Raw genomic sequence first — 13,954 nt, 5'->3', positions numbered from 1 at the left:
CGATCGCCTTTGATCCTGGCGGAAAGATGCCCGGCCCTTCGGGTTGGCTGAAACGGGCCAGCTGATCGACCGGCCGGCTTGGCCGTAGAACTGGGCTACGACGCGCGCCGGCCGGTCGACCATCCGACTCCGTTTGAGCCAACAGAATGCTGCAATCTAACCCGGAAACGCTCTAACGATCACATCAGGTCACGCGCGATCCGCTTTTCCGCAAAGACCTTTTCGAAGATCTGCACATCGTCCTCGAAAGCGGTGACGACAGCGCTGATGATCCAGTCGGTCTGGGTGCAGGCAATGCGCGCGGTCGCGACTGTGCGGACGAACCAGCCGGGGCGGCGCATGTCGCAGGTCCAGGTCGACGTCCCGGTCATCGACAACGGATTATCGGGCGCAATCGACCAGACTTCCTCCCGCAATTGCCGGGTCGAGAGGCCGGTCTCAGGGTGTTCGGTGAGCCCGGTATCCTCGTGGATGTGATACTCCGTTCGGGCGGCCGAGAGATCGCGGACGACCTGCCGCTTCGTCGCGGCGGCCGCGTGCTCGATGTATTTCGGCAGCGGATCGGGATTGGCCGGTTCCTTGATGTCGATCCGCTGGTGCTCGCCGAGCATCGGCAGCCCCAGGCCGAGTGCCGCGATATCGACCTCGATGCCTTCGTCATCAGGCGGCGGCAGGATCATCGGCCAATATGCGGTGGACAGCGAAAGGCGGATGCGATGCCCCTTGCGGAAGCGATAACCGCAGGCATCGAGCACCAGCCGGATCGACACCTTCTCGCCTGGTATCAGCGCCTTTGGATCTGCATTGCCGTCGCGGTGAGTGAGATTGACGACGCCGAAGGCGACACGCGTTGCCGTGCCATCCGGATGAACATCGACGAGCCGGGCGCAGAGATTTCCGCCCGCCGTCCGAGAGCGCAGCGCAAGCGTGAGCACAGGCCGGCCGAGATAGTCGTAATCGCCAGCAAGCGGCATCGTATCGAAGATCAGCGAGCCGGCATCGTCCGAGCGTTGATCGATCGCCATTTCGGCATCGGGCTTCAGCGTAAAATACTCACCGGATGCCGTCCCGGTGTCGAGCGGAGAGCGGAGATAGACGGGATGCTCGGGCGCGTGCGGAATCGGCATGCCTTCCGTCAGCTTGCCGAACTGCTCGACATAGAAACACTGCATCTGCGGCGGCGACCAGACGTCCTTGGCGACCCAGAAACCCGGGTCGCTGTCGCGTCGCGGGGCAGGGCGGATGGCATCGAGAATATAGGCGCGGGCCTGCGGCAAGGTGTCGATGCCGTTATCCTCGCCACGCAGCCATTTGTTCCACCAGGCGATCGCTTCGCCATGGAAATCCGTGCGCGGCTTCGGCCAGGCAAAGTGCGGATATTTGTGAACCCAGGGACCGATCAGTGCCTTCGCTTTGTGGCCCAGACCTTCGACCGCCATCAGCGGCGTATTGCGGTAGCCGTCGGCCCAGCCGGCAATCACCAGCGCCGGGATTTCCACGCTCGAAAAATCCTCTGAGATCGAGCCGTGACGCCAGAAATCGTCGCGCCGCTGATGGGTCAGCCACTCCTCCATGAAGAAGGGTTCGCCCGCCAGGCGTTCCAGCCACATCTCCTTCCAGCGTTCGCCGACAAGTGCGGGATCGGGCGGGCGCGACTGGTAGCCGAGCATCGTTGCCGCCCATGAGAGCTGGGCGGAGAGATGGCAGCCGTTCTTGTAGTGGATGTCGTCATTGTAACGATCGACGGTCGAGGCGATCGATATGACGGCCTTCAGCGCCGGCGGTCGCAATGCTGCGACCTGCAGGCTGTTGAAGCCGCCCCAGGAGATGCCCATCATGCCGACCGAGCCGTTCGACCATGGCTGCGCGGCAATCCAGGCGATCAGCTCGCAGGCATTGGCAAGCTCGCTTTCGGTATATTCGCCGTCGATGACGCCGCCGGATTCTCCGGATCCGCGGATATCGACGCGCACACCGGCAATGCCTGCGGCCGCGAACACCGGATAGGTCGACTCATCCCTGAGGCAGGTTCCATCCCGTTTGCGATAGGGCAGGAATTCGAAGACGGCAGGAACCGGATCTTCCTCAGCACCATCCGGCATCCAGATGCGCGCGGCAAGCCGCGTCCCATCCTTCAGGGTAATCCATTCATTTTCGATGGTGGCGAAGCCGCGCGAGGTCATGCTCATTCCTTGATGCACTTTCCGTGAGACGAGGGCTCTGCCCTCGTCGAGTCAATTACCGGCGCTCTCCATGCGACGCGTGGCAAGCACCCGTTCCAGCCAGCCGATTTCCATTTCCGGTACGGATTTCAACAGCAGATCGGTGTAGTCGTCAAAGGGCGGGGAGAGCGCCGTCGATTTCGGACCGAACCGCACCAGCTTGCCACGATGCATCACCGCCACGCTGTCGGCAATCGCCCTGACGATCGCGATGTCGTGGGTGATGAAGACGTAGGACAGCTGTTCTTCTTCCTGCAGGCGCAGGAGCAGCTTGAGGATACCCTCCGCCACCAGCGGATCGAGCGCCGAAGTCGGCTCGTCGCAGAGGATGAGTTCAGGCTTGGCGGCAAGCGCTCTGGCGATCGCGACGCGCTGCTTCTGGCCACCTGATAGTTCGGCCGGGTAGCGGTCGACGAAACCCTTGCCCATTTCGATCTGGTCGAGCAGTTCCTTGACCCGGGCGGTTTTCTCGGCACCTCGAAGGCCAAAATAAAAGGTCAGCGGGCGGCCGATGATGTCGCGAACCGTCTGCCGCGGGTTCATCGCCGTATCGGCCATCTGGTAGATCAGCTGGATACGCCTCAAGTCGTCATTCGGCCGGCTCTTAAGGCCTGGCATCAGCGGCTTTCCATCAAAGACGATGCGCCCGCTGCTCGGCGGCAACAGGCCGGTGATGACGCGCGCCAGGGTCGATTTGCCCGAGCCGGATTCGCCGACGACGGCAAGCGTCTGGCCCTTCGGCACATGCAGCGAGACATCGTGCAGCACCTTGAAGCCGTTGGAATATTCGGCACTGACATTTTCCACCTTGAGAAGTGCCGTGGACTGATCGGCCGCCTCCTCACGATAGGCCTGCCTGACATTGACGAGGGCGCGGGTATAATCCTGTCGCGGCGCCTCGATGATCTGCTGGACGCTGCCGTATTCGACTTGCTTGCCATAGCGCAGAACCATGATGTCGTCGGAGATCTGGGCGACGACAGCAAGATCATGGGTGATATAGAGGGCGGCCGTGTGCGTTTCCTCGATGGCATGCTTGATCGCCGCCAGCACGTCGATCTGCGTGGTGACGTCGAGCGCCGTGGTCGGCTCGTCGAAGACGATGAGTTCGGGGTTGGAGCAGAGCGCCATCGCCGTCATCGCCCGTTGCAGCTGGCCGCCGGAGACCTGGTGGGGAAAGCGCTCACCGAAGGTTTCGGGATTGGGCAGGCCGAGAACCCCGAACAGATAAAGCGCACGTTTGCGCGCCGCGTCCTTGGTCATCAAACCATGCTTGACCGAAGCTTCGATCACCTGATCGCCGAGTCTGTGCGCCGGATTGAAGGCGGCGGCGGCCGATTGCGCGACGTAGCAGACCCGGGCGCCGCGGATTTTCCGGATGCCGTTCTTGCCGAGCGTCAGGATATCGGCGCCGTCGAGCAAGACCTCGCCGCCGGTGATTTCGGCGCCGCCACGGCCATAGGCAAGCGCGGAAAGGCCGATCGTCGACTTGCCGGCGCCCGATTCGCCGATCAGGCCGAGGACCTTGCCCTTCTGCAGGTCGAAGGAAACCCCGTCGACGATCGTCACCCGCCTGGGCGGTTCGCCCGGCGGATAGCTGGTTGCTTCGATCTTCAGATTGCGAACGGAAAGAAGCTCAGGCATCGCCGCGCCCTCCCTTGAGGCTGGATGTGCGTTTCAGGAGCCAATCGACGACGAGGTTGACGCAGACGGCAAGCACGGCGATCGCCGTGCCCGGCACCAGCGCCGCCGAGATGCCGAAGATGATGCCGTCCTTGTTGTCCTTGACCATGCCGCCCCAATCGGCCGCGGGCGGCTGAATGCCAAGGCCGAGGAAGGAAAGCGTCGAGAGGAACAGGATCGAAAAAGCGAAGCGCAGCCCGAACTCGGCCAGCAGCGGCGACAGGGTGTTCGGCAGGATTTCGCGGAAGATGATCCAGAGCTTGCCTTCGCCGCGCAGCTTGGCGGCCTCGACGAATTCCATCACCGCGACATCGAGTGCCACGGCGCGGCCGAGACGGTAGACACGGGTGGAATCGAGGATCGCCATGACAAGGATCAGGACGATGATGTTCTGCGGCAGGACCGCAAGAACCACCAGCGCGAAGATCAGCGTCGGGATCGACATCATCAGATCGTTGAAGCGCGAAAACACCGTGTCGATGATGCCGCGCGAGACGGCAGCGGTGAAGCTCAGGATAATGCCGAGCGAGAAGGAGATGACGGTGGCGGCGGACGAGACCAGCAGCGTCGTGCGCGCGCCATAGATCAGGCGCGAGAGGATGTCGCGGCCGAGATTGTCGAGGCCGAAGATGTATTGATTATCGGGCAGCTGCCAGACGTCGCCGACGACCTGCGTCTCGCCATAGGGGGCGAGCCAGGGGGCGAAGAGCGCGAAGATGAAGGCGATGGCGATACCGGCCATGCCGATCCAGGCGGTGATGGGGATGTCTCTCAATCTCATCGCGGATGCCTCAGCCGGGGATTGGCGATAATCGCGAGGATATCGGCCGTCATATTGAGGAAGATGTAGACAGCCGCGAAGATCAGGCCGCAGGCCTGTACCACGGGCATGTCGCGCACGGTGACCGCATCGACCATATATTGCCCCATGCCGGGATAGACGAAGACCACTTCGACAACGACGACGCCGACCACCAGATAGGCAAGGTTCAGCGCGATGACATTGATGATCGGCGCGAGCGCATTGGGGGCGGCATGCTTGACGATCGCGCGGAAGGCGCTAAGGCCCTTCAGCTCTGCGGTCTCCATGTAGGCGGAGGACATGACTGAGAGGATCGCCGCTCGCGTCATGCGCATCATGTGCGCGAGCACGACGAGCACGAGGGTCGCCGTCGGCAGCGCGATCGCCTTCAATCGTTCGACGAAACCCATGCTGTCATAGACGGTCGCTGGAAAGGTCGCCATGCCAAGGTTCACCGCGAAGACGAGGATCAGCAGGTAGCCGATGAAGAATTCCGGCAGTGAGATCGCCGCAAGCGAGATCACGTTGATGATCTTATCCGGCAGGCGGTTGCGGAAATGCACCGACAGCATGCCGAGGCCGACCGCGAGCGGCACGGATATCACCGCTGCGAAACCCGCCAGGAAAAGCGAATTGCCGAGGCGCTTGCCGATCTGTTCGCTCACCGAATTCTTGCTGGCCCAGGAGGTGCCGAAGTCGCCCTGAACGGCGTTGCCGAGCCATTCGACGTAGCGCGTCGTGATTGGACGATTCAGCCCGAGATCCTCTCGAATATTGGCAACGGCCTGCGGTGTCGCCGACTGACCGAGATAGGTGGTGGCAAAATCGCCGGGCAGGGCTTCCAGACCGCCGAAGATCAGGATGGAAACGGCAAAAAGCAGGACCAGGCTGAGCACGAAGCGCTCGAGGATAAGGGCAAGTAGCGGAAAGCGCTGCCGGAACCCGAGGCCGGGCAAGATGCTTGGGGCAGGATTGGTCATGGCGAGGACCTCGCGCTAGAACGTCGGGAGGACCGCGGGGTTTCATCCCACGGTCCAGGCTTCGTTGGAGATCGGAGGGGCAAACGCCCCCTTGCCATCAGGCGTCCAGCCAGACGCGGGTCGCGACGTAGCCGTTCGACATGTCGTTGCCGATGTCGTGGACATAGCCCTTCACCTGCTTGGTGGAGGCGTTCACGAAGTCGTTGAACATCGGCAGGATCACCCCGCCCTCGTCGCGCACCGTCATCGCCATGGTGCGATACATGTCCTTGCGCTTGGCTTCATCAAGTTCGGAGCGGGCCTGCAGCAGCAGCTTGTCGAAGTCAGGACGCTTGAACTTGGTGTCGTTCCAGTCCGCTGTCGAGAGATAGGCGGTGGAATACATCTGATCCTGCGTCGGACGGCCGCCCCAATAAGAGGTCGAGAAGGGCTGGACGTTCCAGACGTTGGTCCAGTAGCCGTCGCCCGGCTCGCGCTTGACCTCGATTTCGATGCCGGCCTTCTTGCAGCTTTCCTGATAAAGGACGGCCGCGTCGACGGCGCCGGGGAAGGCGACTTCGGAGGTGCGCAGAAGGACCGATCCGCTATGGCCCGACTTCTTGTAGTGGAACGCCGCCTTGTCAGGATCGTAGGCGCGCTGCTCGATGCCTTCGGGGAACAGCGCATAGGTGCTGTTGATCGGGAAGTCGTTGCCGACCTTACCGTAACCGCCGAGGATCTTCTGCACCATGGTCTCGCGGTCCATGGCGTATTTGAGGGCCAGGCGCAGGTCGTTGTTGTCGAACGGCGCCTTGTCGCAATGCATGATGAAGACGTAGTGGCCGCGGCCGGCAGTCGAGAGGATCTCGACATTCGGCGCGCGCTTCAGCAGGTTGACGGTCTTCGGGTCGACGCGGTTGATGTAGTGCACCTGGCCGGACGACAATGCCGCGATGCGGGCGGTGGCGTCGTTCATGCCGATGATCTCGATCGAATCGACATAACCCCGGTCGGAGCGCCAGTCGTCCTTATTCTTTTCGAAAGTTGCGCGGACGCCGGGCTCGAAGCTCGTCATCTTGTAGGGGCCGGTGCCAATCGAGGCCAGCGGATCATCGACGCCGCCGTTCGGCTGAATGACCAGATGGTAGTCGGACAGCAGCAGCGGCATGTCGGCATTGCCTTCGCTGAGCGTCAGCACGAGATTGCCGCCGTCGGCCTTGATTTCCTTGATCGAGCCGAGAACACCGAGCGCGCCGGATTCCGACTTCGCGTCCGTGTGGCGCTTCAGCGTCGCTACAACGTCGTCGATCGTCAGCTCCTTGCCATCGTGGAACTTGACGCCCTTGCGGATCTTGAAGGTCCAGGTGACAGCGTCCTTCGACGGCTCCCAGGATTCGGCAAGCGAGGGCACGGCAGCACCCGTCAGTGGATCGGACTCGACCAGCATGTCACCCCAGCAGCGGCCGATGCAGAACATGACCTGCGATAGGAACTTTGCCGGATCCTTCGAATCGGTGGCCGCACCTCCTTCGAGGCCGAGCTTCAAGTGGCCACCGCGTTTCGGTTCGGCGGCTTCGGCGCTTTCGGTGAAGAGCTTGTCGGCGACGGCAAGTGTGATGCCCGCCGCCATGGCGCGTCCCATGAATTCGCGGCGGCTGAGCCCGCCGGCGGTGACACGGCTTGCGAGATATTTCGTGTAGTCGTTCATTCCCCAGTTCCTTCTTTATGGTGCGTTGACAGAACTTCCGGGCAGGTCCGCAGACGGTTTCCTCTCCATCTCCGGTGCCCGCATCATGCGGGAAAACAGTGCGGTTGCTGCCGCGCGGTTATTTTCCTTTCCAAATGGGGCTTCGCTTCTCGGCGAAGGCCCGTGCGCCTTCCAATTGGTCTTCGCTCGAATAGAGCCTGTCGACGGTCGCAAACTGCCGCTTGGTGATCTTGTTCATGGCAGTCTGGAACGTCGAACCCTCCGCTTCGCGCACGATTTCCTTGATGGCCGCATGGACGAGCGGCGGCCCGCTCTCGAGCAGCCTAGCAAGCTCCCATGCTCTCTCCATCAGCCTGTCGGCCGGCAGGACCTCGTTGACGAAACCCCAGCGATGCGCCTCGTGAACGTCGAGCCAGCGACCGGTCAAAAGCATGTCCATGGCGATGTGGTAAGGAATGCGTTTCGGCAGCTTGATCGAAGCTGCATCGGCAACCGTGCCCGAACGGATTTCCGGCAGGGCGAAGGTCGCGTGCTCGGCGGCGATGATCAGGTCGGCAGAAAGCGCAATCTCCAATCCACCGCCGCAACAGATGCCGTTGACCGCACAAATGACCGGCTTGTTGAGATCGCGCAGTTCCTGCAGCCCGCCGAAGCCGCCCACACCGTAGTCCCCGTCGACCGCATCACCTGATGCCGCTGCCTTGAGATCCCAGCCGGCACAGAAAAATTTCTCGCCGGCGCCCGAGACGATGGCGACACGCAAGGCCGGATCGTCGCGGAAATCCCGGAAGATCACCCCCAGGGCACGGCTGGTCGCAAGGTCGATGGCATTCGCCTTCGGCCGGTCGATGACGACTTCGAGTACTCCACCGTCATGTCGTGTGCGAATGTGGTCGCTCAACCTTTACTACCTCCTCCGCCGTACGAGGGCATCGACTACGACAACACCATGCCCTTCGGGAAGAACCATCAATGGATTAATGTCGAGTTCCTCCAGGGATGCCGCGTTCTTTACGACATAATCTGCCGTTGCTGAGACAGCACCGACAGCGGCTTCGAGATCGCCTTTTGGCCGCCCGCGATAGCCATAGATCAATTTTGCAAGTTTGAGACGCGAAATTGCCGCGTGAATGTCGGTTTTCGTCGCCGGAAGCGGCAGAATGACGGAATCTTCAAGCAATTCAACGAAGATTCCGCCCGCTCCCAAGGTGAGCGACAATCCGAAGACAGGGTCGCGGATGGCGCCGACAATGAGCTCGGCGACCGGTGAATCGATCATTTTCTCGACGAGATAACCGGCATTCGGCGGCATGGCCGCCGCCGCATTTGAGACCGCTTGCATATACTGTAGGTTGAGTGCGACCGCCCCAGCCTCGGTCTTGTGTGCAATGCCGAGCGCTTTGAGCACGACAGGAAAACCGAGCCGCTCAGCCTGCTCGGCCGCTTGACCGGGAGAGGAGGCCACCAGCCCTTGCGGAACCGGAAGGCCGAAGGCGGCAAGCTCGACCTTCGCATCGGCCTCCGTCAGCGTCTCGATCTCGCCATCGATAGAGGACACATCGAGCAGCGGCAGGGGCGGCGGGCGATCCCACGCCTGGCCGATGCCGGCGGCGACTTCCGCAGCCGTGATGGCTTCGTCGATACCGCAGAAGGCAATGATGCCATTTGCCATCAGCCGATCGGCGATCGGCTCCGGCATGTTTTCCGGAAGGGTTGCCAGAAGGCCGGCCAGCGCACCGGTTGCGGCGGCAGCCGTCATGACCGCGTCTGCCGTCATCGCCCATTCGGATGCATCGCAGCGGTCACCGCGGGGGAAGTCGAGGACGACGAGATTGAGGGCATAGCCGCCGTCGAACATGGCGCTGAAGGCTTCGGTCTGGCGTGCGAGATCCCCCCACACGAAGGTGTGGTAATCGAGCGGATTGGAAAGCGTCACCATCTCGCCCAGCACCCGCCGCAGCCGTGGCAATTGTTGCGGCTGCAACGCCGGGAATTCCACATTGCGACCGACGGCGGCATCCGCCATCAGCGAGGCTTCGCCCCCCGAACAGCTCATCGACGAGATCGAATGGCTGGCGAGCGGTCCGGCGACATGCAGCAACTTCAGGGTTTCGAGCAGCGCCGGCAAGGTCTGGACACGGCCAAGGCCGAGGCGGGCGAGCACGGCGTCGGCGACCGCATCGCTGCCGGCAAGCGAGGCTGTATGCGACACCGCCGCGCGTTTTGCCTGCTCGGACCTGCCGACCTTCAGCACGACGACCGGCTTCCTCGACCGCCGGGCCATGGTGGCCAGACGTTCGAGTGCAGAGAGATCGCCGAAACCTTCGACATGAAGGCCGACCGCCGTGACGCGCGGGTCGTCGATCAGTGCGCAGGCGACATCGGCAAGCGATGTCTGCGCCTGATTGCCGGCAGTGACCACATAGGCGATCGGCACGCCGCGGGTCTGCATGGTCAGGTTGATGGCGATGTTGGAGGATTGCGTGAGGATGGCGACGCCACGTTCGATACGCTGCATGCCATGCTGATCGGGCCAGAGCAGCGCACCGTCGAGACCGTTGATCAGCCCGTAGCAATTCGGCCCGAGGATCGGCATGTCGCCAGCCGCCTCCAGCAAGGCCTGCTGCAGCGCGGCACCGTCGCCGAGTTCACCTGTCGCCTCGCTGAAACCCGATGCATAACAGACCGCCCCGCCGGCACCGGCCTCAGAAAGGCTGCGGACAATCTCGACGGTCAGCGTCCTGTTGACGCCGACGAAGGCGGCGTCAGGCGCCGAAGGCAGATCGGATACGGAGCGATAACAGGGCCGCCCGAGCACCTCTTCGAGCTTCGGATGGACAGGCCAGATCTCGCCCGCAAAACCCATGCGATCGCACTGCTCGATCACCCTGCGCGCCTCGCGGCCGCCAAAGACGGCGATCGTTTGCGGTCTGAGCAGGCGGTCGAGCGGGCGAGGCGTCATCGGCTCACGCTCCCAAGGGTCTAAGCAGGTCGCGGCTGATGATATGCCGCTGGATTTCAGAGGTGCCGTCCCAGATGCGCTCGACGCGCGCATCGCGCCAGAAGCGGGCGAGCGGCAGGTCGTCCATCAGGCCCATGCCGCCGAAGATCTGGATCGCCTCATCGGTGACGCGGGCCAACATTTCGGAGGAGTAAAGCTTGGCCGAGGCGATCTGCCGGTCTGCGGAGAGCCCGGCATCGAGCCGCCAGGCGGCGGCGAGCGTCAGCCAGTCGGCCGCGTCGATCTCGGTTATCATATCGGCGAGCTTGAACGACACGCCCTGATTAGCGCCGATCGGCTTGCCGAACTGTTTGCGCTCGGCGGCGTAGGGCAGCGTCATGTCGAAGACGCGCCGTGCCCGGCCGACGCAGGTGGCGGCAACCGTCAACCGTGTGCCGTAGAGCCATTGATTGGCGATATCGAAGCCGCGATGCACCTCGCCAAGTACCTGGCTCGCCGGAATCCGGCAATCTTCGAAGCTGAGCGTTGAGTTGTGGTAGCCGCGATGCGAAACGGAATCGTAGCCTTTGAGGATTTCGAAGCCCCGCGTGCCGCGATCCACCAGGAAGGCGGTGATCTTCTTCTTGATGCCTTTCGGCGTCTCTTCCTCGCCCGTCGCGGCAAAGACGATGACGAAATCGGCGACATCGGCATGGGAGATGAAATGTTTCGTGCCGTTGAGGACGAAATCGCCACCGTCGCGGCGGGCAGCGCATTTCATGCCGCGCATGTCAGATCCGGCGTCCGGCTCGGTGATGGCGAGCGCGTCGATCTTCTCACCGCGCACTGCGGGCAGGAGGTAGCGCTCTCGCTGCTCGCCCTCGCAGGCCATCAGGATGCCGGAGGGCCGGCCGAAGAAAACCGTCAGCCCCAGGGAACCGCGCCCGAGCTCCCGCTCGACCAGCGTGAAGGTGAGATGGTCGAGGCCGGCGCCGCCGACTTCTTCCGGGAAATTGCAGGCATAGAAGCCAAGATCGATGCATTTGCGCCGGATCTCGTCTCCGAGCTCCGGCGGGACGACACCGCTGCGCTCGACCTGGTTCTCGTGCGGATAGATTTCGGTCTCGACGAAGGCGCGGACCGTCTCGACGATCATTACCTGTTCTTCGCTCAGTCCGAAATTCATGCCGATCCTCCTACCGTTTCTGGCCGACGTGACGGCCAACACCTTCAGGCGAGACCAAATTCGCATGCGCTTCGGCAATCGACTTGACTTTGTCGAGAATGACGGCCGGCGCCGGTGTCGCCTTGCCGGCCTTGCTGTCGACATGCAGCAACATGTGCTCGGCGCTTGCCAGAGCTTCGCCCGTCACTGTGTCGTGGAGGGTGTGGAAGACATGCAGCCGCTTCTCGTCGACGGAGAGGATCTGGCAGGTCGAATGGATCGCCTGGCCGAGCTTCGCCTCGCCGAGATGGCGGATGTGGGTTTCCACCGTGTAATAGCTCCGCCCCGCCTCGACATAGGCGAGATCAACGCCGATGAGGCGCAGCAATGCATCCGAGGTATCCCCGAAAACCTGCAGATAACGGTGTTCGGTCATATGGCCGTTATAGTCGACCCAGGCGGGGCCGACTTTCGTCTCGACAAGCCGCAGCGGCTTCAACGGGTCGAAAGACGTATTTGCCCTGCCGGCTTCTGCCCAGAGCGATTGCTCGAAGTCTTTCAGCAGCTTGCCGGCGCCCCAGCCCTCGCCGTCGTGACCGCCCTTCAGGGCCTGCAGGATGCCGACGAGGTTTTCGTCGCGGATGCGTTCGAGCTCGCGGATCGACAGTCCAGCCGCCTGTTCATCGGATTGCCGGCCGATCTTTTCGATCAGTGCATCGTCGAGATCGACGACATCGGTGAGCTTGGTCCACGGCCAGGCGAGGCATGGACCGAACTGGGCAAGGAAGTGACGCATACCGGCCTCGCCGCCGGCAATGCGGTAGGTCTGAAACAGGCCCATCTGCGCCCAGCGCAGGCCGAAGGAGTAGCGGATGACGTCATCAAGCGTCTCGACCGTGCAGATATCGTCGTGGATCAGCCACAAGGCCTCGCGCCAGAGCGCTTCGAGCAGCCGGTCGCCGACAAAGGCCTCGATCTCCTTGGCGATGTGGACGCCCTTCATGCCGATCGGCGCCAGTCTTTCCATCGCCGTCTGGATGGTCGCCGCCGAGGTCTTTTCGCCACCGACGATTTCGACGAGCGGCAGCAGATAGACGGGATTATAGGGGTGGGCGACGAAGAGGCGTTCGGGATGCTTCATGTCGCGCTGCAGATCGGTCGGCAGCAGGCCTGAGGTGGAAGAGCCGATCAGGGCGTCCGGGCGCGCCACAGTATCGATCTCAGTCAGCACCCCGCGCTTGAGGTCGAGCCTTTCCGGCACGCTTTCCTGAATCCAGTCGGCGCCGGCGACGGCTTCCTCGAGCGTCGTGCAGAAGGTCAGCCTGCCGCGGGGCGGCAGGGGTGCTCCGGTCAGCATGGCATAGGCTTTTTCGGCGTTGGCAAGCACTTCGCCGACGATGCGGCTCGCTTCCGGATGCGGATCGAACACGTTCACGTCGATGCCGGCCAGCAGAAATCGCGCGATCCATCCGCCGCCGATGACGCCGCCGCCGATACAAGCCGCTTTGGTGATCCCTGTCATGCCGTCCTCAGCGCTTCGTCAGTTTGAGTTTCTTGCGAACGTCTTCCGGACCGATGATCCGGGCACCCATGCCCTCGACCACCTGCACGGCCTTTTCGACGAGCTGCGCATTGGTGGCGAGCTGGCCCTTGCCGACGAAGAGGTTGTCCTCCAAGCCGACGCGCACATTACCGCCGGCGAGAACGGCGGCTGCCGGATAGGCCATGGCGTTGCGGCCGATCGAAAAGGCCGAGAAGGTCCAGCTCTGAGGCACGTTGTTGACCATCGCCATGAAGGTATTGAGATCGTCGGGCGCACCCCAGGGAATGCCCATACAGAGCTGGATCAGCACCGGGTCTTCGATCAGGCCTTCCTCGGCAAGCTGCTTGGCAAACCAGAGATGGCCGGTGTCGAAGGCCTCGATCTCGGGCCGCACGCCGAGATCCGTCATCTTCTTCGCCATGGCCCGCAGCATGGCCGGCGTGTTGGTCATGACATAGTCGCCGAGATTGAAATTCATCGTGCCGCAGTCGAGCGTGCAGATCTCCGGCAGGCACTCGGCGACATGGCTGACGCGCTCGGTGGCGCCGGCCATATCCGTGCCCTTAGGATTGAGGGGAAGGGGGCTTTCGACGTCGCCAAAGATCAGGTCCCCGCCCATGCCGGCGGTGAGATTGAGGACGACGTCGACATCGGCCGAGCGGATGCGGTCGGTGACTTCCCTGTAGAGATCGTTGCGGCGGCTGGCAGCACCCGTTTCCGGGTCGCGGACATGGCAGTGAACGACCGCAGCACCGGCCTTTGCCGCATCGATGGCGGAATCGGCGATCTGCTTGGGAGTGATCGGCACGTGGCTGGATTTGGAAACCGTATCGCCGGCGCCGGTGACGGCGCAGGTGATGAAGACATCGCGGTTCATCGCAAGAGGCATGCTTTTGTTCTCCCTCGTCTTGTCCGCATTACGCGACAGGAT

At 62.7% G+C, this 13,954-nt stretch carries 10 protein-coding genes; all 10 read right to left on the bottom strand.

Annotated elements, in window-relative coordinates; genetic code table 11:
* Positions 1-179: 179 nt before the first annotated feature.
* Positions 180-2,183: a CocE/NonD family hydrolase gene (locus AC1D2N_RS22780; protein WP_130654230.1), complete on the bottom strand. Its 2,004-nt coding sequence runs from the start codon at positions 2,181-2,183 to the stop codon at positions 180-182.
* Positions 2,184-2,234: 51 nt separating this feature from the next.
* On the bottom strand, positions 2,235-3,866 hold the full coding sequence (locus tag AC1D2N_RS22775; protein WP_130653982.1) for an ABC transporter ATP-binding protein: 1,632 nt from the start codon (positions 3,864-3,866) through the stop codon (positions 2,235-2,237).
* Positions 3,859-4,686, bottom strand: coding sequence for an ABC transporter permease (locus tag AC1D2N_RS22770; protein WP_028732395.1), 828 nt, complete (start codon positions 4,684-4,686; stop codon positions 3,859-3,861). The genes AC1D2N_RS22775 and AC1D2N_RS22770 overlap by 8 nt, the downstream gene beginning before the upstream one ends.
* Entirely contained in the window at positions 4,683-5,687 is a 1,005-nt protein-coding gene (locus tag AC1D2N_RS22765) for an ABC transporter permease (protein ID WP_018449111.1), read from the bottom strand. Before AC1D2N_RS22765 ends, AC1D2N_RS22770 begins: the two co-directional genes overlap by 4 nt.
* A 97-nt stretch (positions 5,688-5,784) precedes the next feature.
* On the bottom strand, positions 5,785-7,374 hold the full coding sequence (locus AC1D2N_RS22760) for an ABC transporter substrate-binding protein (protein ID WP_130653983.1): 1,590 nt from the start codon (positions 7,372-7,374) through the stop codon (positions 5,785-5,787).
* A gap of 118 nt (positions 7,375-7,492) precedes the next feature.
* Positions 7,493-8,275, bottom strand: coding sequence for a carnitinyl-CoA dehydratase (locus tag AC1D2N_RS22755; protein ID WP_112908374.1), 783 nt, complete (start codon positions 8,273-8,275; stop codon positions 7,493-7,495).
* Between the two features lie 6 nt (positions 8,276-8,281).
* Positions 8,282-10,336 carry an acetate--CoA ligase family protein gene (locus tag AC1D2N_RS22750; protein WP_130653984.1) on the bottom strand — a complete coding sequence of 685 codons (2,055 nt, stop codon included), beginning with the start codon at positions 10,334-10,336 and terminating at the stop codon, positions 8,282-8,284.
* A gap of 4 nt (positions 10,337-10,340) precedes the next feature.
* Entirely contained in the window at positions 10,341-11,501 is a 1,161-nt protein-coding gene (locus AC1D2N_RS22745) for an acyl-CoA dehydrogenase family protein (RefSeq protein WP_018246824.1), read from the bottom strand.
* A 10-nt stretch (positions 11,502-11,511) separates the two neighbouring features.
* The gene (locus AC1D2N_RS22740) at positions 11,512-13,002 is read right to left on the bottom strand and encodes a carnitine 3-dehydrogenase (RefSeq protein WP_130653985.1); all 1,491 of its coding nucleotides are present in this window, start codon (positions 13,000-13,002) and stop codon (positions 11,512-11,514) included.
* 7 nt (positions 13,003-13,009) lie between these two features.
* Positions 13,010-13,912 (bottom strand): 3-dehydrocarnitine:acetyl-CoA trimethylamine transferase BcoG, encoded by a 903-nt coding sequence (gene bcoG / locus AC1D2N_RS22735; protein WP_018449115.1) that lies wholly within the window; start codon positions 13,910-13,912, stop codon positions 13,010-13,012.
* Positions 13,913-13,954 lie beyond the last annotated feature (42 nt).

The organism is Rhizobium sp. P1_B8, from assembly GCF_056406515.1.
Note: the sequence above shows the minus strand (reverse complement) of the source record. Positions and strands in the feature narration are given on the sequence as shown.